18 protein-coding genes are annotated in these 21796 nt (G+C 63.2%); 3 read left to right on the plus strand and 15 right to left on the minus strand.

The annotated features are described in order from the left end of the window. Positions 1–138: 138 nt before the first annotated feature. Both ACXJKE_RS14435 and ACXJKE_RS14440 read right to left on the minus strand, forming a co-directional pair. On the minus strand, positions 139–1539 hold the full coding sequence (locus tag ACXJKE_RS14435) for an MmgE/PrpD family protein (protein ID WP_457281289.1): 1401 nt from the start codon (positions 1537–1539) through the stop codon (positions 139–141). 110 nt (positions 1540–1649) lie between these two features. Then, on the minus strand, positions 1650–2624 hold the full coding sequence (locus ACXJKE_RS14440) for a Bug family tripartite tricarboxylate transporter substrate binding protein (RefSeq protein ID WP_457281290.1): 975 nt from the start codon (positions 2622–2624) through the stop codon (positions 1650–1652). Between the two features lie 176 nt (positions 2625–2800). Between ACXJKE_RS14440 and ACXJKE_RS14445 the strand changes: the two genes are divergently transcribed. Continuing rightward, positions 2801–3706: a LysR substrate-binding domain-containing protein gene (locus tag ACXJKE_RS14445; RefSeq protein WP_457281291.1), complete on the plus strand. Its 906-nt coding sequence runs from the start codon at positions 2801–2803 to the stop codon at positions 3704–3706. 556 nt (positions 3707–4262) lie between these two features. On the opposite strand, the gene ACXJKE_RS14450 is transcribed toward ACXJKE_RS14445, so the two are convergent. The 6 genes from ACXJKE_RS14450 to ACXJKE_RS14475 all read right to left on the minus strand — a co-directional run bounded on the left by ACXJKE_RS14450 (position 4263) and on the right by ACXJKE_RS14475 (position 11407). Continuing rightward, positions 4263–6677, minus strand: coding sequence for a TIM-barrel domain-containing protein (locus ACXJKE_RS14450; RefSeq protein ID WP_457281292.1), 2415 nt, complete (start codon positions 6675–6677; stop codon positions 4263–4265). 33 nt (positions 6678–6710) lie between these two features. Next, positions 6711–7712: an ABC transporter ATP-binding protein gene (locus ACXJKE_RS14455; RefSeq protein ID WP_457281293.1), complete on the minus strand. Its 1002-nt coding sequence runs from the start codon at positions 7710–7712 to the stop codon at positions 6711–6713. Between the two features lie 14 nt (positions 7713–7726). Continuing rightward, positions 7727–8782, minus strand: coding sequence for a carbohydrate ABC transporter permease (locus ACXJKE_RS14460; RefSeq protein WP_457281294.1), 1056 nt, complete (start codon positions 8780–8782; stop codon positions 7727–7729). Positions 8783–8791: 9 nt separating this feature from the next. After that, the gene (locus ACXJKE_RS14465; RefSeq protein WP_457281295.1) at positions 8792–9781 is read right to left on the minus strand and encodes a carbohydrate ABC transporter permease; all 990 of its coding nucleotides are present in this window, start codon (positions 9779–9781) and stop codon (positions 8792–8794) included. Positions 9782–9924: 143 nt separating this feature from the next. After that, the gene (locus tag ACXJKE_RS14470) at positions 9925–11214 is read right to left on the minus strand and encodes an ABC transporter substrate-binding protein (RefSeq protein WP_457281296.1); all 1290 of its coding nucleotides are present in this window, start codon (positions 11212–11214) and stop codon (positions 9925–9927) included. Positions 11215–11263: 49 nt separating this feature from the next. Next, complete coding sequence (locus tag ACXJKE_RS14475) at positions 11264–11407, minus strand: hypothetical protein (protein WP_457281297.1); 144 nt, start codon at positions 11405–11407, stop codon at positions 11264–11266. A 308-nt stretch (positions 11408–11715) separates the two neighbouring features. On the opposite strand from ACXJKE_RS14475, the gene ACXJKE_RS14480 reads away from it, so the two are divergent. Together ACXJKE_RS14480 and fusA are read left to right on the plus strand one after the other, a co-directional pair. Then, positions 11716–12744: a LacI family DNA-binding transcriptional regulator gene (locus tag ACXJKE_RS14480; RefSeq protein WP_457281298.1), complete on the plus strand. Its 1029-nt coding sequence runs from the start codon at positions 11716–11718 to the stop codon at positions 12742–12744. A 508-nt stretch (positions 12745–13252) separates the two neighbouring features. Further along, positions 13253–15283 carry an elongation factor G gene (gene fusA, locus ACXJKE_RS14485; protein WP_457281299.1) on the plus strand — a complete coding sequence of 677 codons (2031 nt, stop codon included), beginning with the start codon at positions 13253–13255 and terminating at the stop codon, positions 15281–15283. A 137-nt stretch (positions 15284–15420) separates the two neighbouring features. On the opposite strand, the gene ACXJKE_RS14490 is transcribed toward fusA, so the two are convergent. From ACXJKE_RS14490 to ACXJKE_RS14520, 7 genes are all read right to left on the minus strand, one after another. Then, on the minus strand, positions 15421–16464 hold the full coding sequence (locus ACXJKE_RS14490) for a hypothetical protein (RefSeq protein ID WP_457281300.1): 1044 nt from the start codon (positions 16462–16464) through the stop codon (positions 15421–15423). Then, positions 16461–17498: a hypothetical protein gene (locus ACXJKE_RS14495; protein ID WP_457281301.1), complete on the minus strand. Its 1038-nt coding sequence runs from the start codon at positions 17496–17498 to the stop codon at positions 16461–16463. The genes ACXJKE_RS14490 and ACXJKE_RS14495 overlap by 4 nt, the downstream gene beginning before the upstream one ends. Before the next feature lie 163 nt (positions 17499–17661). Continuing rightward, the gene (locus ACXJKE_RS14500) at positions 17662–17823 is read right to left on the minus strand and encodes a hypothetical protein (protein WP_007863796.1); all 162 of its coding nucleotides are present in this window, start codon (positions 17821–17823) and stop codon (positions 17662–17664) included. Positions 17824–17899: 76 nt separating this feature from the next. Next, positions 17900–18736 (minus strand): amidohydrolase family protein, encoded by an 837-nt coding sequence (locus tag ACXJKE_RS14505; RefSeq protein ID WP_457281302.1) that lies wholly within the window; start codon positions 18734–18736, stop codon positions 17900–17902. A gap of 3 nt (positions 18737–18739) precedes the next feature. Then, entirely contained in the window at positions 18740–19768 is a 1029-nt protein-coding gene (locus tag ACXJKE_RS14510; protein ID WP_457281303.1) for a tripartite tricarboxylate transporter substrate binding protein, read from the minus strand. A gap of 36 nt (positions 19769–19804) precedes the next feature. Next, the gene (locus tag ACXJKE_RS14515) at positions 19805–20545 is read right to left on the minus strand and encodes a GntR family transcriptional regulator (RefSeq protein ID WP_457281304.1); all 741 of its coding nucleotides are present in this window, start codon (positions 20543–20545) and stop codon (positions 19805–19807) included. A 159-nt stretch (positions 20546–20704) separates the two neighbouring features. Beyond that, a complete protein-coding gene (locus ACXJKE_RS14520) occupies positions 20705–21667 on the minus strand; it encodes a Bug family tripartite tricarboxylate transporter substrate binding protein (RefSeq protein WP_457281305.1) in 963 nt (320 codons plus the stop codon). Positions 21668–21796 lie beyond the last annotated feature (129 nt).

A 21796-nucleotide genomic window follows, 5' to 3' on the forward strand; every position in this document is an offset into this window, starting at 1 on the left:
AACCTGCTGCAACACGGTCGCGGACTCTCCGTTGCCAGCGCCGCTTCGGCTGTGATCCGCGCGGGGGAACCGTCGGGTTCGGGCCCGCCTGAGCAAGCTGGATTCCATGGATCAAGGAAGGGGGCCCGACCCGCCTCCTCATGGACGGCCGAAACGCGCGCCATCATCAACCCGGGCTTCGAACTGCAGCAGAGCGAGCACTTGGCGGACCTTGACGCCTTGCGGTCGAGCCAGGTTGTCGCGAAGCGGTGCCAAACGCTCTTCCGGAAGGATGCCCATGGTGCATTGTTCGAATTTGATTTGCCGCTCCAACGGCGAAAACGGATTCAGGAATGACCCTTTGGCGTGGTGAACCACACGCTCCAGGCGTCGTCCGTCCTTCAAGGTTACGACTGTGGTGTGGGGGAGCAGCTGCGTTGCGGTTTCCACGCGTGTCGAATCCAGGCGCATTTCGACGCGTGGCATGAGGCGCCGGGTCACGTCGTCTTGCACCGCTTGCGGCGTGAAGTCGGCCAACGTGACCGTGCCATAACGGAGCATCGTTGCCACCGCGTAGGGCATGGAAAACATGGCCTCGCGGGGATCCCTCGGCTCCGGGTATTTGAGATTCACCAGGTTGACGCGCCCGACCAATGTTTCGACACGCTCCACGTCCTCCATGCCGAATCGGTGTTCCGTGGCCAGGGCTTGCAACGCGTCCAGACAGCGGTGTGTGGACGCACAGTTGGGATACAGCTTGAATCCCAGGCCGTGGCTGTCGATCGCCAGCGGGCCATCGTTGACTGCAGTCATGGACCGCCAGTCGGCCGCCAAGCCCCCAGCATAGAGTGCGCCAAACCCATGCGGGCCTTCCAGGGCTTTATCGCTGCCGGTGACGCCTGAGGCCGCAAGCGATGCGGCCAGCACACCGCCTTGAGCCGCCAGTCCGGCATGCACGGGTTTCGTGTCGGTGCCGAACTGGACCTTGGGTCCAGCTGCCATGGAAACAGCCAGGCTGAGGGCGTGTGTCATACCGCCGACGCCCAGCCCAAGCAGTCTGGCGCAAGCGGCTGCGGCAGCAATTACACCAATGGTTTGAGTACCATGCCAGCCTTTTTCGGCATGGGACCGGTCCATCGCCATCCCGACGCGGGCCATCACCTCGCTTCCGACGATCAGTGCATCCAGCACCGCATCGAGCGTGGCATCAATCTCGTGCGCTTGCGCCAGGATGGCTGGGATCACAGCGCAGCCAAAATGGCCACCGGCGACGAAAAACATCTCATCCAACTCCCGCGCATGGGCGGCCGTGCCGTTGGCCAATGCACTGAAGGCGGCACAAGTCCCGGTGTTGCTACCCACCACCGGGACCGGTCCCGCGACACGCAATCCCGCACGTACCGAGGCGCAAACCGGATCCCCAGCACCCGCCACCATGGCGACGATGGTGTCCTCCAGGGAGTGCTCCGCCGTGCGCAGGGTGGATTCACCCCATTGACTGGGGACCGTGGCAGCCCAGTGCGCGAGAACCTGGGTAGCGGGGACGGGGGAACTGAACATGCTTGTCCTTGGGGTCTGTTTTTGGTATGTGGTTGCGCCTGTCAGCGCATCCTTGTGTGAAGCGAATAGCCGAAACGCAACAGCAGGCCTACGCGAAAGGCCAGGCACATTCAGTCAAGCTTTACTCCGGCGTTGCGGATCACGTCACCCCATTTTTTCGCCTCGCTGTCAATATGTGTCTTGAAAAACTCGGGCGTTCCCCCAAGCGCGACCTGCCCCACTTGTGCGAATTCGGCTTTGGTCGCAGGTGCCTGCAGCCAGTTGTTGATCTCACGGTTCAGGCGCAGGATCACCGACCGAGGCGTGCCCGTCGGTGCCACAATGCCGCCCCAGGCCACCACCTCGAAGCCTGCAATGCCCGCCTCTTCCATGGTCGGCACGTTGGGCAGCAGCGCCGAGCGACGTTTACTGGTAACCGCGAGCGGACGCACCTTGCCCGACTGGATCGCGCCCACCATGGACGGCAGGTTGTCAAACATGAAGTCGATCTGCCCGCCGATCAGGTCGGTCTGCGCCTGCGGAGCCCCGCGGTAGGGAATGTGGCTGAAGCTGATGCCGGCTTTTTCCTTGAGGATTTCGCCGCTGAGGTGACTGGTGGTGCCGTTGCCGCCGGAACCCATGGTCAGATTGCCCGGGTGGCTCTTGGCATAGATGACCAATTCGCGAACCGAGGCGATGGGCAGGCCATGGCGGACCACCAGCACATTGGGCACCTGCGAGAGCACGGCCACCGGCGCCAGGTCTTTATCGGGGTTGTAGGGCATCTTGGAAATCAGGCTGCGGTTGATGGCCATGGTCACGATATTGCCGAAGCCCAGCGTATAGCCGTCGGGTTTGGCGGTGGCCACCGCCTGCATGGCAATGGTGCCTGCCGCGCCGGGGCGGTTCTCGACGATCACCGCTTGTTTGAGCTTGTCCTGAAGGTAGTAGGCCAGTTTTCGGCTGGTCTGGTCGGGCGTGCCGCCGGCGGCCGAGGGCACGATCAGTTTGATAGGCTGGGTGGCGGGCCAATCCGCCGCCAGGGCGGTGCCAGCCAGCGTGGCCGCCACCAGCAGCAGTACAAGGCGCGCTTGAAATTTCGACATCTGTGACTCCAACTTCTGTTCTTGAGGGGCCGCCCACTGCGGCGCCCTGAATATCTGACATGCGCGCCGGCCTGTCCAACGGAATAAACGCATACCCCCCTGCATTTATTTCATGCCCGCATAGCCTTTTTCATTGCGGGCGAACGGATGCCATGCCAATAATGGCCGTAACCGCCATGAAATATCCGACGCAGCGCCACCTGCCCTCCATCGTCAACCTCAACACCTTCGAGGTGATTGCACGGCGCCTGAGCATCACTGCCGCAGCCGATGAACTGGGTCTGACGCAAAGCGCGGTGAGCCGCCAGCTGTCGGACCTGGAGGGCTTTGTCGGCGTTGCACTGTGCCGGCGCACAACTAGCGGGATGGAGCTGACGGTTGACGGTGCCAGCTACCTGCGACGGGTGCGCACCCTGCTGGACGAGTTGGAGTCAGCGACCATCGCCGCGTCCATGGGCTCCATGCCAGGCAAGATACTGCGGCTGTCTGTGCCCACCACCTTTGGCACGCTGTGGGCCATGCCTCGGCTGTGCGCCTTCGCCATCGCGCACCGGCAAATCCAGCTGGACGTGGCCACGCATACCGGGCCCATCAGCATGCGCGACTCGGGGCTGGACGCGGCTATCGTCTACTGCGAAGGGCCGGAGCCCGGCTGCGTGGCCGACCTGCTACACCCCCTGCACTCCTTTCCTCTTGCGGCGCCCACGCTGAGCCGGCTGGCGGCGCCGCTGACGGGCACGCAAATGGCAGCGCTGCCCTTGCTGCACCAGAGCATGGTGCCCAACTCATGGCCGGCCTACCTGCGGCAGCTGGGCGCGTCTGTAGAAGTCCCGATGCCGGGCGCCCACTACGGTCTGCTGTCGCTTGCATTGACGGCAGCGGAGGCCGGACTTGGCATCGCACTGGCGCCGGACTATGTGAGCGCATCGGCGCTGCAGACCGGGCGCCTGGTCAAGCTGAATGACAAGCCCTTTATTTCGCCGCGCAGTTACTTTCTGGTGACGACGAACGAGCGCGCCAAGGCGCCCGTAATCCAATCACTGCGCCAGTGGTTGACGAGCCAGTCGCCGCCTGCCCCTTGAGGCTCCGGCGGTGGCCAGCTGAATGAGGCAGAGGCGGCGTGGTCCAGGAGACTGATCAACGCGCGAAGTTGCCGCTCCAGGCCAATCACACCAGAGACGCCGGAGAGTGCAATGGGCCAAGTCACAACTTCCGTCGAAGTCCACCTCAATGGTGAGGACCCCAGGGGCCTTCCCAAAGCGGCATCGCCGGGTTCGTACCCAGCGTGCGTTTTGCCGCGGCCCTGGTTTTGGCCGCGTTGACCGGTTTGACACTGTGGTCCGGCACACTCAGGGTTTGCGTTTGGCTGGCTGGGCTGACCGGGCGGCCGGCGGCAACGTCTGAGGCGTGTAGGCCGGTTGTGGTGAAAGCGGCCGCCAGGCCGACAGATGCAAGGGGTCGCAAGATCAGGACCAACATTTGAAGCCTCCCGTAGTGAATTGTCGTCACCGCAGGACAGCATGCAAAGGACGTGCCAGAACTCCAGCCATCGTGTTGCACCGTCACGGCTTACCGCCAAGGCTGGTGATCCGCTGCCCGGGATCGCAGCGGCCCAGGACACATTTCCCTCATATAGGGTCAAAGCTTCAGCGTCAGCCGCCTCCAGGCGCCTTCGAGCTGATCCTGCACCAGCGCCCCGCCGTCAAAGCTAAGCGGGCGTTGCTCTGTTGCCGGCAACAGCAAGACCAGGTTGTCTTGCACAGGTGGCTGTGCGCCCTCACGGAACACCGCGATGTGCAGGCCTCGCGCGGTGCAATCAACGCGCAGGCGCCACTGCCCATAAGCGCCGCTGCGCCAGGCCTGGCTATGGCCGTCGTCTTCAAAACAGCTGGCTTCGAAACTGCCATCCCCCTTGAAGGGAAATACCTGGAAGCCGCGCAGGTCTTGGACCTTTGCGAAATGGATCTCTCCGAGGTTCAGCGGTACGGCACAGCCTTCGCGTGCCAGCAATGGGGGCGGGCCATCCAGCGGCGCATCCAGCGTGATCCACTGGCCGGCTTTCACGTACCGCGCGGTGTGCGCCTCGTACCAACCGCCGGTGCCGGGCAGCCACACGCGGCGCTCGGTCTGACCGGGCTCGACCACCGAGGCCACCAGCAAATGGGCGCCCAGCAGCATGTCGTCGTTTTCTTCCAGGCAGTGCGTGTCTTCCGGGAAGTCGTGGTACGTCGGCCGGATGATGGGTTCGTAGGCGCTGTGGTAACGCCATACCAGGTCGTACAGGTAAGGCATGAGCCGGTAGCGCAGGCGGATCAGCTCGCGCACCTGGGGCGTCACCTCGGGGTACATCCAGGGTTCATTGACGGTTTTGTCGTCGTTCCACGAATGGATGCTGAAGCGCGGCAGGAAGATGCCGTGCTGCACCCAGCGCAGCAGCAACTCGGGCCCCGGCGCAGGACCGGAAAAACCGCCTATATCGTGCCCGGTGTTGGACACGCCCGACATCGCCAGGCCCAGGCCCATGCGGATGTTGTAGCGCAGCGTTTCCCAGGCCGTGTAGTTGTCGCCCGACCAGGTCTGCACATAGCGCTGCATGCCCGCGGCGCCTGAGCGCGACACCAGGTAGGGCCGCTCCGCGGGCGCGAACTCGGTCTGCGCGGCATGCGACGCCTGCATCATCAGCAAGGTCTGCAGCGGGCGCACCTCGCGCGCGGGACGGGGCGCGCCGAAGCCGTGGGCCAGCGCCTTGTCGCTCCAGATCTCGTATTCGTTGTTGTCATTCCAGGTGGCGGGGATGCCGTATTCGAGCAGCTGCTCAGTCACCTGCCTCTTCCACCAAGCGATGGTCTTGGGGTTGGTGAAGTCGAGGTACGCACCGGTGCCGTCCCAGAACTGTATGGCCGTGGGTTGGCCGTCCGGGTCTTGCACCAGCAAGCCGACCTGCCTGACCTCTTCGAAGCGCGGGTGGTTGCTGAGCAGCGCGGGCTTGATGTTGGGCACCAGGCGTACGCCGCATTCCAGGTAACTCTGCACAAACGCTGCGGGGTCGGGAAACTTCTCGCGGTTCCAGTTGAAGACGTAACGGCCCGGGCCAATGGAGGTGTAGCCCGACGACAGGTGGAACGAGTCGCAGGGAATGTCGTGCTCTTCACAGCGTTCGAGGAACTCGCCCATGCGCTCTTGCGCATTCGGTGCGTCTGTGTAGCTCATGGTCGAGCCGGAATAGCCCAGCGCGTAGCGCGGCGGGAAGATGGGCCTGCCCGTGAGCCAGGTGTAGCGGCGCGTGATGGCGGCCTGGTCGGCGCCGGCGATGTAATACAGGTCGAGGTCGCCGTGATCGGCTACGAAGTAACGGTAGTGGCCGTGGTAGTTGTCCATCTCGCGGCCCATGTCGAAGCTGCAATCGGACAAGGTGTCGTAGAACAAACCGAAACACAGGCCGGCGTCTTTTTCACCACCTTTGCGCGTGATGTAGAACGGGATGTGCTTGTACAGCGGGTCGGTGCTGCGTGCGTTGTAGCCCATGGGGTCGAGGTTGCACATGCGGTAGCGCTGGCCGGCACGGTTGGCGTCGCCGGCGCGCTCGCCCAGGCCGAAGTAGGCTTCGCCGCGTTCGCGCTGCAGGTAGTGGTAGACCTTTTCGTCCCACCATCCAAAGTTGTAGCTCTGCGTGGTGCGGTCGGAGGCTGTGGCCTGCCAGCGGCCCTGTTGCCGGCTTTCCCAGCGGCAAAAGAAGCCTTCGAGCGCGATGGTCAGGCGCACGGCGCCTGTGGTGATCTGTAGTTGCGAGCCCTCTTCCTTGAGTTCGAATGCGGGCAGCGAAAAGCCGCTCACGTCGAAGCGGTCGCGGCCTTCAACGGGCAAGTTTTCAAGTCCAGGCGCCACGGTCCAGCTGCGCGGCATCTGCAGCCGTCCTTGCGGCAGCACCAGCACACGAACGATGTCTTCTTCGAGCACCCAGATGTGGGCCGTGGCACCACTGGTGCTGTTCAGGACGAGGTGGTTGCCGCTGCGCGATTGCAGGGCGAAAGTGGGAGCTTGGTCAAGGCGCATGGTCGGCTGGTCAATGTTTCGGGTGGCGCAGGTTCAAAGACGCAAGCCGTTCTGGTCGAAGAAATGCAGGTGCTCTGCGGGTGCGGTCACCTTGACGGTGTCGCCGCGCTGGATGTTGGTCTGCCCGCTCAGGATGATTTCAAAAGGCGCATCGGGCACCACGTTGCCATGCAAGATGCTGGTGCTGCCGAGTTGCTCGACCTGCGACACCTTCATCTCCAGCGGACCGTCGTTGGTGAGCTGCGCATGCTCGGGCCGGATGCCCACCGTGCTTGTTCCAGGCTTGGCGCCAGGCATCTGAGCCACCGGCACGAAGTTCATGCGCGGGCTGCCGATGAAGCCGGCCACGAACTGGTTGCAGGGCCGGTTATACAGCTCCAGCGGCGAGCCGACCTGCTCGATGCGGCCGGCGCGCAGCACCACGATCTTGTCGGCCATGGTCATGGCCTCGACCTGGTCGTGTGTCACGTAAATCATGGTCGCGCCAAGCCGGGCATGCAGGTCGCGGATCTCGGCGCGCATCGAAACGCGCAGCTCGGCATCGAGGTTAGACAGCGGTTCGTCGAACAGGAAGAGCTTGGGTTCGCGCACGATGGAGCGGCCTATGGCTACGCGCTGACGCTGGCCGCCGGAGAGCTGGGTGGGCCTGCGCTGCAGCAGCGGCGCGAGCTGCAGCATGGTGGCGGCGGCATTGACCTTGCTCTCGATCACGGCTTTGGCCACGCCCAGGTTTTCCAGGCCGAAAGCCATGTTGTCGTAGACGCTCATGTGCGGGTAGAGCGCGTATGACTGGAACACCATCGAGCAGCCGCGGTGCGCGGCGCTCACGTCATTGACACGCTGGCCGTCGATGCGGATGTCGCCGCTGCTGGCGGGCTCCAGCCCCGAGATGATGCGTAGCAGCGTGGATTTTCCGCAGCCTGAGGGACCGACGAAGACCACAAATTCACCATCGGAAACGGTCAGGTCCACGCCATGGATGATGGTGGCTTTGTCGAAGGTTTTGACGACGTTGGCGAGTTCAAGAGTGGCCACGGGAAAGTCCTTGGTTATTTGACGCCGGCACTGGCGATGCCAGTGGCGATGTATTTCTGCAGGAAGGCAAAGACCAGGGTGATCGGAATCAAGGTGATCACGGTCATCGCCAGCAGGTAGTGCCACTGCGTGTTGAGTTCACCCTGGAAGGCATTGAGCGCGAGCTGCAAGGTGAAGTGCTCCGACTTGGACAGCACGATCAACGGCCAGAGAAAGTCGTTCCAGCGCCACATGAACGAGAAAATGGCCAGCACCGCCATCGCCGGAGCGGCCAGCGGCAGGATGATCTTCCAGTAGATGCGCCACTCGCTGGCGTTGTCCATGCGCGCGGCCTCCAGCAATTCGTCGGGAATGGTCAGCATGTACTGGCGCAGCAGGAACACGCCCGTCGGCGTGGCCACCGCGGGCAGGATCACGCCCCAGAGGTTGTTCAAGAGGTTCAGCTCCGAGATCACCAGGAAAGCCGGCACCAGGATGATGGTGGGCGGAATCATCAGCGTGGCGATGATCAGCACAAACACCGTCTTCTGCCCGGTGAACTGGTACTTGGACAGCGCGAAGGCCGCCATCGAATTGAACAGCAGCGTGAGGATGGTCGCCACCACGGTGATGAACACGCTGTTCCATAGATAGGTGCCGAAGGCGAACTTGCCGAACAGCTCGGTGTAGTTGCCGCCGGCGAATTTGAGTTCATTCACCGGTTTGCGGTCATTGATGTTCACGCGCAGTTCGGTCTGCGGCGCCGCGGGATCGACCATGGTGGCGACCAGGCCGATGCGGCGCACCTGGGCCAGTTCGCGGATATTGCCCTGTTCGTCCTTGGCACGGAACAGCGGCAGGGGTTTGTCGTATCCGGCCACCACCGCTTCCTTCTGGCTGTAGGGCAGAAAGGTCGGCGGGAACTGGCTCAGCGCGCTTTCGGTCTTGAAGGACGACATCACGAGCCACAGCACCGGGCCGAACATCACGATGAGGCCGGCCAGCAGGTAGGCATAGGAGACCCAGTCGGTCCAATGCAGGCTGGTGCCACCGTATTTGTAGCCCTTGGTGCGGGTGAGGAAATTGGCCATGGCTTTTCCTTACTTCTTGATTTTTCCGGCCTCACCGGCTTTGGACAGCCGCAGTTGCGCGAGCGTCAGGGCCATCAGGCCGGCGGCCAGGATCAGCGAGGCCGCGGCGGCCAGGCCGTAGAGGTGGATCTGTTCGGCGAAACCGGTCTGGTAGATGTATTGCACGATGAAGGTAGTGGCCGAGCCCGGGCCGCCGCCGGTGAGCACAAACACTTCGTCAAAGCTCTGCACCGCGCGGATCATCACCAACACCAGCACCACGATCAGGTTGGGCATGAGCAGGGGCAGCGTGATGCGCCTCAGCACGCGAAACGGCGGTGCAGCGTCCATCTCGGCGGCTTCGTAGACGTCTTTCGGAATGGCCTGCAGGCCGGCCAGCAGAATGAGTGTGTAAAAACCCATGTGAGCCCAGATCGACACCACCACCACCCAGAAGAATGCCCAGTGCCGGTCAAGCAGCCAGTCCATCGGCGAGCCGCCCATGGCCACCAGGCCGGCATTGAACACGCCCTGGCTTTGCAACAGCCATTTCCAGATCAGCGCCACCACCACCGGCGACAGCAGCACCGGGTAGAAGAACACACCGCGCCAGAAGCCGCGGCCTATGATCTTGCGGTTCAGCACCAGGGCCGTCACCAGCGAGAAGAACACCATCAAGGCCACCTGGATCAGGCTGAACTTCACCGTGTTGGCGATGGAACGCCAGAAGATGTCGGTGCGGCAGGTCTGCAGGTCGGTGTAGTCGCGGCATTCAAGCAGGATGGCGAAATTTTCCAGCCCCGTGAAAGGCCGCTGCATGGGCAGTAGATTTACCCCGCCGGTCACCGCATACACCAGGTTCACCACGATAGGTAAAAAGGTGAAGATGCTGATCACCACCAGGTTGGGGCCGACAAAGAGCCAGCCTATGCGCGAGGCGCCCAGCCATTTCTGGCCCAGCCGGAAGACCGGCTCGAACAGGTTGAACAAAAAGCCCAGGAAGGCCGAAAAAACCGACATACCGACTCCGATCTACTGTGCCCAACATGACGCCCTCTGCGCCGTCTTATGCCAGTGACACCGCGGAACTGGCTCCGCCAGGCCGCAGGTGTCGCCCCCTGCAAGGGGGAGGCGCGCACGCAGTGCGCGCCACGGGGGTGCGCCTATTTTTCGGCTTGTTTTACCGCTTCGGCCATGTCGGTGCCGATTTTGGTCACGGCCTCATCCACGCTGATCTCTCCCACGATGGCCTGGGTGACCCGGGTTACGGTCGGCAGCATCAGGGCGCGGTTGTACTTGTAGCCTTGCAGCGCGTAGGCCGGCGGCACGATGGTGGAGGTGCCGCTGGTGAACACGCCGAGCGCGGCACGCGCCGTCGGGCCGGCGCTCGGGTAGTCCACGCCTTTTTTGGCCACGCCTGCATGGGCCGGAATATTGTTGGTACGGGACGCGAATTCGGCGACATTGGCCTCCTGCGCCATGAAGTCCAGGAAGCGGCCCACTTCTTTCGGCGACTTGGTGGTCTTCAGCGCCACCCAGGCCGCGCCGCCGGGCATACCCGAGCAGGCAGCCGGGCCACAGGGATTGGGCACGGCGACCCAGTCGAAGGCATTGCCGATTTCCTTTTGCATGCGGTTGATCTGCCATGAGCCCGAAAGGATCATCACCACACGGCCGTTCTTGAACTCACCCACCGCATCGGCATAGCTGGAGCCGCCCGAGCCGCCCCACACATCTTTAAGCATGGTGCCGTCCTTGTGCCAGGCGACGAACTTGCCCACGGCGGCCTTGTAGCCTGCATCCACCGTGAGGTTTCCCTTGGCGTCGAAAATCTTCGCGCCATAGCTCACGGCGGGGCCGGCGAAGCGGTGGCCCGAGCGGTCCCAGGCCATGGCGGCCGGGGTTTGCGTGGCCTTGGCCACCTTGCGCGCTGCATCGGCCCACTCTTCCCAAGTAGCCTTGGGGCCTGGCATGGGTACCTTGGCCTGCTCGAACAAGGTCTTGTTGACGAAGGGGCCGGTCATGGTCATCTGCGAGAGGAAACCGTAGATGCCCTTGTCGCCTGCCTTGTTGCGCATCCAGGGCAAGGTGCTGCCGAAGTTGTCTTCCCAGTACTTGCGGTCCTTCACATGGGCGCTGATGTCGATGTAGTTCTTCGACAGGCCACCGATCTCGGCGACACGCGCGATGTCGGGGCCCTGACCCGCCGCCAGCTGGACGGGCAGCTGCTCGACCACCGTCTTGTAGGGCACGGTGTCGAGGATGACCTTGGCGCCGGGGTTCTGCGCCTCGTAGCGCTTGATGAGGTCGGCGGTCACGTCGCACTCGTTGCCGTCCTGGTAGCACATAACCCGGATTTCGGCGAAGGCGCTGGTGGCCAGCGTGGCGACGGTGGCGCCCAGGAGGCCGGCGCGCGTGGCGTGCCTGGCGAGGGAACGAAGCTGGAAGTTCATGGTTGTCTCTTTCTGGAAAAAGGAAGGTGGGGCCGATCGTTCGCCGGCTTCAGGAATGCGCGTCGGCCCCGGAACGCAGCGCGGCATCCGTTCCACCGCCGGGCAGCATTTCCTCGGTGCGCGGATACGGATCGAGCAGGAGCACCGACAGGGGCTTGCCGGCGCTGTGCGTGCTGGTGGAGATGGAACCCATGTCGTCTTGTGCCGTTGTTTTGCGATCGTGGCTGACTTTGGGCTATTATGGCAAACGTTTGCCAACGCTTGGCAATCGTTTGCCATACTTGTCAGTCACGGCTTTCTCGGTTATATGTTGTCCTGGCACGCACCGATCGCGCCGCCGGTCGGCCATCCGCCGTCGGCCCTTGTTTTCCAAAAATACGACCCATCGATGCTTCGCTTTCCACTCGCCGGACTCTCGCCTCGCCATCCGCATGACCGGCCTTCGCGCCAACCCAATATTCGCTGCGGCGTCCAGACCCGGCAGACCTGCCGCCCGCACCGATGACCGACGACACCCCGCGCAGGCGCAAGGGCGTCGGCCCGGTTTCGCTGAGCGAAGTCGCCGCGCAGGCCGGCGTCTCAATCTCCACCGTCTCGCGCATCGTGAACGGCGAGACCCGGCGGGCTTCGTCGGAAACGCTGGCGCGCGTGCGCGAGGCGATCAAGACCGTGGGCTACCACCCGAACCAGCTGGGGCGCGCGCTGCGCAACCGTGAGAGCCGCCTGGTCGCGATGCTGGCCGCCAACCTCGACAACCCCGTGATGGCCACACTGGCCGCCTCCACCGAGGCCGCGCTGCGCGAGGCCGGCTACACGATGATTCTGTGCGATACGCACGACCGGCCGGAGCTGCAGGACGACTATCTCAACGCCATGCGCTCGCAGGTCGTGCAGGGCTACGTGATGGTCGCGGCTCAGCCCAGTGCCGGCCTGCGCGACTTCGTGGAGCGCGGCGCGCCGATGGTCTTCGTGAGCCGGCGCAGCCCGTTCGGCACCTGCGCCTTCGTGGGGCCGGACAACCTGGCGGCCGGCGCCGCCGCCGCAGACTACCTGCTCGACCGCGGCATCGACGCGCCGGCCGTGGTATTTCCGTCGCGCGGATCGTCCACGACCCGGGAACGCGTGCAGGGCTTCTGCGAGCGGGCCGGCGCCAGAGGCTTGTCAGCCGACCGGATCCGTCGGGTAGAGGCTCCGGGCATCTCGCACCTGGAAATCGGCTACGCCGCCGCGGCCCAGTTCGCGGCGCCCGGTGCCTGGCCGCGTGGCGCGATGTGCATCAGCGACCAGGTCGCCTATGGGCTGCACCGCGTGGCCCGCGAGAGCGGGATCCGGGTGCCCGGCGACTGCGAGCTGGTCGGCATCGACGGCAACCCGATCAATGCCTGGCTCGCCCCGTGGCTCACCTCGGTCGAAATTCCGCACCAGGATTTCGGACCGGTCATCGTGGACCTGATGCTGAGCCTGTGGGGCGGCGAAGCGCCACGCGAACGCCTCATGCCGCACCGCATGGCGGCTGCGCTTGAGACCTGAAACCGGCCAGCCTGCGCGCCTTCAGGAAAGCTTACTTTCTATCCCACGGCTTGAACCGGTTCTGCGGTGCAGGCACAGCATCGCCGGAAGCTTGCCCCTTCTTCGCCAGGTGTTGCGGAGTTGCCCATGCACTCTTTTTCGTCTTGCCATTCCCATCAATGACAGTAATAATCCGACCTCTTATGAATCTCACCAACGTGATCAAGGCAACTTTCGCCACCTGACTTCGCCTTTCGATCGCGTTCGGAAGGCTTGTGCCTTCCGGACAACAAAACCCCGGCAGGCTTTCCCTCCGGGGTTTTGTTTTTTTGGGCTTTAACCATGCGTACCTACGACAAGCTGATTGCCACGATTCCCGACCGCCGGAGCGCAAGCACCGTGCGCCTGGGCTCCGGCCGCAATTTCAACCTTCAACGCTAGCATCCAGGCGAATCCCGCCTGGGCTGGCCTTTGCCAACCAGGCGGCAGCCGCTCGCAAAGCCGAGTGCGGCCGCAAGAAAGATTCACCATGACTGCAAAAACCCACAAGCTCCGCAATATCGGCGTCATCGCCCACGTCGACGCAGGCAAGACCACGACCACCGAACGCATCCTGTTCTACACAGGTGAAAGCCATCGCATCGGCGACGTGAATCACGGCACCACGCGCATGGACTTCGACCCCCAGGAACGCAAGCGCGGCATCACCATCAACAGTGCGGCCATCACCGTTCACTGGAAAGGCGCGCAGATCAATGTCATCGACACGCCCGGACACATCGACTTCAACATCGAGGTGAACAGGTCCTTGCGCGTTCTCGACGGAGCGGTTGTCGTCTTCGACGGCGTGGCCGGCGTGGAGCCGCAAACCGAGACCAACTGGCGCCTTGCGGACAAATACCAAGTGCCCAGGATCGCCTTCATCAACAAGCTTGACCGCGTCGGTTCGGATTTCCAGCGCGTCGTGGCCATGATGAAAGATCGCCTGGGTGTGACGGTCGTTCCGCTGCAACTGCCGATCGGCTCGGAAGGCGACTTCCGCGGCGTGGTCGACCTGGTGGCGATGCGCGCAATGTTCTGGGACAAGGACGATGCGAGCGAGCCTTTCCGCGAGGCGGACATTCCCTCCGACCTGGTGGATCTGGCCGTTCGTACACGCGCCAGCCTGGTCGAACTCGCGGCAGAGCAGGAGGATGCCGCGCTGCAGGCCTACGTCAACGGCGAGGAGATCGAACTCGCCGTGTTGCGCCGCTGCATCCGCAAAGGTGTGCTGACTGGAGCGTTTGTGCCTGCGCTCGGCGGTTCGGCATTCAAGAACCGTGGTGTGGAGCCTCTGCTGGATGCCGTCGTGGACTACCTGCCCGCGCCGGACGATATGGTTCGCGAAGATGGAAAACCGGCTTCCGCCAGTGATCCGCTTGCCGCGCTGGCGTTCAAGGTCACCACGGATGACCATGGCTCGAAGGTCTTCGTGCGTATGTACGGCGGCAGGCTTGGCCGTGGCGACGTCGTGCTCAACGCGACGACCGGCAAGACGGAACGCGTGACGCGGCTCTATGAGGTGCATGCGGACGACCTCATTGAACGCGAGGAACTGGTAGCGGGAGATATTGCCGCCGTTGTGGGTCTCAAGGACACGCTGACGGGCCACACCCTGTGCGATCCGTCTCATCCGGTTCATCTGGAAGAAATCAGCGTTCCAGAGCCGGTGATTCACGTGGCAATAGAACCCAGGACCAGCGGCGACCAGCAAGGCCTCTCCAAGGCACTGCAGGCGATGTTGAGGGAGGACCCGAGCCTGAAGCTCCGGCATGACGCGGAGTCCGGGCAAACAGTCCTCTCCGGCATGGGAGAGCTGCAGCTCGAGGTTTCTATCGAGAAGCTGCGGGCCAAATATGGTGTCGAAGTGTCGGTTGGCCAGCCACAGGTTGCCTACCGGGAAACAATTTCACGAAATGTGGAGGTGAACCATGTTCACAAGAAGCAAAGCGGAGGGCCCGGCCAGTTCGCCGAGGTCAAACTCCTGCTGACGCCTCTGAACCGAGGCGAAGGCATCCGTTTCGACAGCCGTGTTGTCGGCGGCGCTGTGCCGCGGGAATTTATTCCAGCGGTAGAGACCGGCATACGGCGTGCCGCGCTTTCGGGTGTGGTGGCAGGCTATCCCTGTGTCGATTTTTCAGTCACGCTACTGGATGGCGGTTTCCATGAAAGAGACTCGTCGACGGTTGCGTTCGAGTTGGCCGCCATGGCGGCTTTCCGGGAAGGCTTTGCAAAAGCGGGGCCACAGGTCCTGGAACCGGTCATGGCCGTTGAAGTCATCACACCGGTGGATTACCTGGGCGACTGTATTGGCGACCTGAATCGCCGGCGCGGCATGGTGCGCGGGCAAGGCCAGCGCGGCAATGCGGCGTTGATCGAAGCCGATGTGCCTTTGAAGGAGATGTTCGGTTATATCGGTAGCCTGCGCGCGCTGTCTTCGGGCCGCGCGCAGTATTCGATGCAGCTGGCTCACTATGAGGTGATCCCAGCGGTGCAGCTTGCTGCGTTGTTGCAGAACTAAGCGCCTTGGGCGTGGACCTTGTGTTCACGCCCTTTTTTTTGCTCTCACTGGCCCGGTCCGAGGTCACCGGGCAACTGGCCGGCGAAGGTGCAGAGTCGGTGCAGGGCCGCTTCATCGAACACCTCGCGCCGGATGCGTCACGCGCCGGGTTTAGGCCTTTTCCAGATCACGCCGTCCACCAGGTAGTGATGGAAATTCACGGTGAAATGCAAAATGAACACGGCGGGCAAGCCTAGCCAGATCAATTGCCGACCCGCCACCGACAGCGCTTCGTACATCACGGCGCCCAGCACCAGGCATAAGGCAAGGTATTTGGCCGCATTTTTGAATGGGTTCATCAGGCGCTGAAGGTCTTGGCCGTCAAGGGATCGTTGATCGACGGCGCCCGGCAGTTGCGCGTCACGGCGGACATTCTGCAGCCATACAAACTGCAGGTATTGCAGGTTGTGCCAGATATTGACCACCAGCCACCCCGACGTGATGTTCGTGGCCCACAGGTAAGCGACTGCCGTGACAAGCAGGTGCGATGCCACAAACAGGCAATGCCCCGCGTTGAGTTGACCGGCCAGCGCAAGGCGCAGCTGCCGATATCCCCACCATGCGCACACAAACACGGCGACGATGCCTGTTGCGCCTGTCAACGCGGCGTCAACGGATGGAAGATAGATGGGGTAGCCATAAAAGAATTCAGGGGCTGTTGTACACCGATGCATCAAGCCCCAAAGCGGAAAGAGATAGATCAGGCTTTCAGACAAGCGATCAGGGCCCGTTGCCTGCGGGTCGGCCCTTCTGTACGCCCTTGCAATGCCGAACGACTGCCGGGTGACATGGTAGGTCTGCGCAATGAAATACAAGGTAAACAGGCCGCCCAACTCATAGGCCAGCGCGACCATCGTGACCCCGACCAGCACGATGGGCGGCAAACCAAAAATCAGGAACCAGTGCTTTTTGGCTTGGGCTTTGTCAAACCCGATGCGGGTGTAGGTCGCAATGACGTGGGGGCTGGCAAATAGCCAGATGTCGACCAGTACCACCGCTACAAACATCGCGGGTGAGATCGTCGCCAAAGCGCCCAGGACCAGCGCGATGCCGGCGGTGCCAAAGAGGAACAGCCTGTCAAACCACGGATCGTAGAGAAGCGGGCCGTGATTGGCGGTACCGACCGGCCAGCGCAGGCTCATGTCACCGGCAGAATAATGGGAGGTGGCCGCGCTGAGCCGGGAGGAACGAATTTTGGCGGCCGGACGAACTGGGTTCTCGGCCGAAGATTGCGTTCCGTCGTCGCCTTGATCTGCTCGTATGCGCTGTTGAGGCCGGCCTCAAACCGCGAAGCCAGCGTCAGCCTGCCGGGCATGGCAGACAAACCAGCGGGGGGCAATGTCTGGTAGGGGTCATACGACGGCCTGGCTTCACAAGGGTAGCAAAGCCCATCGGCATCAAACTGGCTTCGGAATTGAATGGAATAGACCACCCCACCGGGTTTATCGCTGTCGATGGGAAATGAAAAATCCACAACAGAATCAGAGGCATCGGCGGCAGGATTGCTGTCGCGCAACAGGATGAAACCGGAATCAGTGAAGGCGCGGACCCACTCCCGCTTCAGATCCGGCAGTTTGACCTTGACGTAGGAGTTGTCGTAAGTCCAGCGATTACGCTCTCCGCCCCATGCGTTTTTGTAATCAAACCCGCGCTGGGGATCCAGGTAGTTCAGGGATTTGTTTTTGATGGACGAATACGCTTGGTCGATGTCCGGGTAGAGCCTGCTGCTCAGGTCGTACTGGACCATCCATGGAAATTTCCCGATGTCCGTTTCGTCCTGTATTTTTCCCCATCGCAAAAAACAGTTCATGCACCGGCCATTGACAACGGTGCCGTCTACCTTGAATCCAAAAATCACAACGCCGTATTTGCCATTCTTGTCCACGGGATAAGAAAACCGGAAGACCGTGGCGCTGTCTGCGTCTTTTTTGGCGGCAAGCAGGGTGAAGCCGGATTCCACAAACGAATCAATCAGGATTTGATTCAAATCCTGCACTTTGATGCTTTTGTAGATCGCCATCGGGAATGCGTTCGGCGTTCCTATCTGCCTTGTTGCAATCGGGTTTGCAAGCGGCTGGGCGCTTGAAATGGAAAAACATCCCAACCCCAGGATCAATGCCAGGAAAACCGCCATTCTGGACAACATTTTTCGGTACCCCCCGTTGACGTTATCCATGGATTAAACATCATGGCCGTCTTCCATCAAGAGGAGTTTTTATCTGGATTGGATACCGCATCGAACCCAATTCACCGAACGCCAGCCATTTTGGCCATGAAAAAAGCGCCCGAAGAGGCGCTTTTTTCATGGATGCGACCTGGGGCCGCATCAGCAAAACAGCTCAACCCTGGTGAGGGCGCTTGCCTGGGTTCTTTTTGCTGCGGGTGTGCGAACCGCGCTCCAGGCTGATCTTCTGGCCGCGGCCGGTCGTGATCGTGTAGCCCTTGGGAGGGACTGGCTTGGGGGCGCAGATGTCGGCTTCGACTCTGATTTTCTTGGGCATGGAAGACTCCGGGTTAAAAATGGCGTAGCCCGTGATTTTAAGCCACTCCGGGGCTGCAGGGCTCCCGCCGGGCTTATTAGGCGTACAAGGCGGCCGGCGCCTGCTCCCGGACGCACTGTGTTTGGGCCGCCGCCAGCGTGCGCGCCACGGGCTCCCAGGTGCTGGCATAGGCGGGGAGCGCGTCGGGTGCAAAGGCGGTGTGCGGCCAGTCGGAGCCCCAGACCATGCGCCGCCCGAACAGCCCCGCGACCTTGCGGATGGTCTCGTCTAGCGTCTCATACGGCGCCTGCGCCCCCAGGCGGTACCAGCCCGAGAGCTTGACCCAGGCGCCCTGGTCGGCGAGCTGCTCCAGCGCCAGCCAGGCCGGGTGATCCGGAGGAACGCCGGCGTACATGCCGGCGAGGTGGTCCAACACCGCCGGTACCGGGCTGGCCGCATGCAGGGCCGCGATCACGGGCAGGTCTTGCGGTGCCGCATACCACTGCACATGCCAGCCCAGCGCACGCAGGCGCGGCGCCAGGGCCTGGAAGCTGTCCCGGGCGCCGTCACCCTCCCCGGCCTTGAGGCTGTCCCCGACGGGAGACACCAGATTAAAGCGCACGCCACGCACGCCGAGCGCATGCATGGCCTGCAGTGCCGCATCGTCGATGGAAGGCGGCAGCACCACCACACCGCGATGTCGCCCGCCACCGACACGCAAGGTGTCCAGCAACACTGTGTTGTCGGTGCCATAAACGCTGGGCTGCACCAGCACCAGGTGGCCGAAGCCATGGCTTTGGGCCAGTTGCTCGATGTCCGCCAGCGGCCGGTGCGCGGGCTGGTAATGGCCCGGCGCGACAGCCGCAGCGGCGTCAAAGACGTGGACGTGGCTGTCCCAGCCGGGCGCCACCGGGTCAGGCGTGGAACTCTGCACCGCTTAACCCGTGGTGATCTTGCGGTCTTTGATGATGCGGCCCCATTTGAGCTGCTGGGCTTTGAGGAAAGCCTGGGTCAGCGCTTCGGGGCCCTCAGGGAAGGCTTCGCCGCTCAGGCTGCGGATGCGGCCCAGCACTTCGGGGTCGGCCATGGTCTTTCGGATGGCGGCGACCAGCGCGGCTTTGGACTTGGCGTCTATGCCGGCGGGCGCCAGCACCGGATTCCACTCGAGCACCTCATAAGCCGGCACGCCGGCTTCTTCCATGGTCGGCATGTCGGGCAGCGAGCGCGTGCGGCGCCGGCTGGTCACCGCCAGCGGGCGCAGCCGGCCCGACTGGATCTGTCCCAGCGAGGAGGCCACGTTGGCGAAGAAGAGCGGCACCTGGCCGGCCATCACGTCGTTCATGGCCGGGCCGCCGCCGCGGTAGGGCACGTGCACCAGCTTGACGCCGGCCAGGTCTTCAAACAGCGCGCCAGCCAGGTGCTGGGCCGAGCCGTTGCCGGAGGAGGCATAGGCGATCTGCCCGGGTTTGGCCTTGGCCAGGCGTATCAGGTCCTTGACGCTTTTGGCTTCAAAACCGGGCGTGCACACCAGCACGTTGGGGAACTGCGCCAACACGGCCAGAGGCGCGAAAGCCGTGTCGGTGTCGTAGGGTAACTTGGGGTAAAGCGCGGGATTGACGGCGAAGGACGAGGCATCGACCAGCAACTGCGTACCGTCGGGCACGGCGCGCGCCACCTGCGTCGCGGCGATCTGGCCGCCGGCGCCGGGCTTGTTGTCGACCAGCACGGGCTGGCCCAGGAACTCCGCCATGCGCGGTGCGATCAACCGCGCCATCAGATCGGCGCCGCCGCCCGCGGCATAAGACACGACCAGCGTGATCGGCTTGCCACCGGCGATCTGGCCCGCGGCATGAGCGGCAAAGGTCCAGGGTGCAGCGACGGCCGCGCCCGCGGCCTGCAGCACGAGGCGGCGCGAACGGTTCAGCGGCTGCGCGGCATTTGAAGGGTTGTTGCTTGGGTGTGGCATGGTTTTCTCCAGTTCCAGGGTGTGTTCAGGGTGTGTTCAGGTGATGGTGACGGTGTAGTGAAAGGCGTGGGCGTCGCCCCGCGTGTAGCGCACTTCGACGCAATGGCCGGCAAGGTCGTAGGCGCAGCGCGTGACCAGCGCACAGGGATGGCCGGCCGACAGGGCCAGGTGGCCGGCCTGCGCCGCCGTCAACGCGCCGAAGCCGATTTCATCGACCGCGCGGGCCACGTGCACGCCGCAGCGTTCGGCAAACATCGGGTAGAGCAGGTCGCCCCAGCTGTCGGTATCGCTCTCGGCGAGCTCGGCAAACAGGGCCGGGGGCAGCCAGATTTCCTCGTAAACACAGGGCTGGCCAGAGAGCGAGCGCACGCGTTGCAGCCGCAGCGCCGTATCGCCGCGTGCAAGGCCGAGGCGCCGCGCCACCTCGGCGGGTGCGACCAGCAGCCGGCGCGAGACGATGTGCGAGGCTGGCACTTCACCCGTGCCCTCGCCGAAGCGGAAAAACCGCATCATGGTGCCGCCCGTCATGCCGGCACGCACAAAGGTGCCGCGGCCGTGGATGCGTTCGATCAATCCCTGGTCGGCCAGGAGTTCCAGCGCGCGGCGCAGCGTGCCCAAGGCCACGCCGTGCTCGGCGGCCAGGGTCTGCTCGGCCGGCAAGGCGCTGCCCGGCGGCCACTCGCCCGCCACCACGCGCGCGCGCATAGCGGCGGCCAGGGCGGCATAACGGCTTTGGCCCGGTTCGGCGGGGACCACAGTGAGGGTGGGCTTATGCATAATTGATCTAGTCCTATAGATGACTAGATCATGTCATGCGTCCCCGCATCTGTTCTCAGGGTTTTCACGTAGTTTTCGGGACCAGGAGCGGCCTTCTCCGAAAAAAAAAAAGCGGCGCCCATCAGGGCGCCGCCTCTTTGCGGAGAAGCAGCGAACCACTTACTCGATGGTCGCGCCGGAAGCCTGCACAATGCCCTTCCATTTGAGGTAGTCGCTCTTGAGCAACGCGGAGAACTGCTCGGGCGTCATGTTTTGTACCTCAGCGCCTTGCGCGTGAATGGCCGCCTTCATTTCGGGTGTGGCCAGCAGCTTGTTGACCTCGGCATTGACCGTGGCAACGATGTCTTTGGACGTGCCGGCCGGCATGAAGAGGCCATACCAGGTGCTGACGTCAAAATCCTTGTAGCCCAGTTCGGCCACCGTGGGCACATCCGGCAGCGAGGTGCTGCGGCGGGCCGAGGTGACGGCCAGCGGGCGCAGCTTGCCCGATTTGACCTGGGCGATGGCCGAGGGCAGCGAGGACACCATGAGGTCCACATTGCCCGCCAGCACATCCATCATGGCCGGGTTGGAACCCTTGTAGGGCACGTGGCGCAGCTTGATGTTGGCCGCGCCGTTAAAAATCTCGCCCGCCAGATGGATGGTCGTGCCGTTGCCGGGCGAACCGTAGGTGATGGAGTCAGGCGCAGCTTTGGCTGCCGCCACCACGTCGGCCAGCGTCTTGAAGCGCGACTGCACGCCCGTGACGATCACGACCGGCGTGTAGGCGACGTGGGCCACTGCCACCAAATCCCTGGTCGGGTCGTAGCTCAGGTTTTTGTACAGCCAGGGGGCAACAACCAGGTTGTCCTTCTGGCCCATGACCATGTCGTAGCCCGTGGGCGCAGCGCGTACGGCCTCTGCAATGCCGATGGTGCCGCCGGCGCCGCCGCGGTTATCGGGCACCACGGTCCACTTGCTGGCCTCCGCCAGTTTGGTGGCCACCAGGCGTGACAGGATGTCGGTGCCGCCGCCGGGCGGGAACGGAACGATCAGGCGGATCGGCTTGGCCGGGTATGTTTGGGCCTGCGCGGCACAGAGCACGAGCGCGAGGGCAATGAACGACAAAAACTTGCGAAGCATGGGGGAAGGTCTCCTTATGGGGCTTGCCAAGCATAAGGCGAATGAAAAAGACGCACTCGCTTGCAGCCGGTTTGACCTTCAATTTTATTCGCCGGCCTGTCTATACAACATGGCGGTGTAGCGAGGCCG

The sequence above is a fragment of the Polaromonas sp. P5_D5 genome (genome assembly GCF_054049435.1).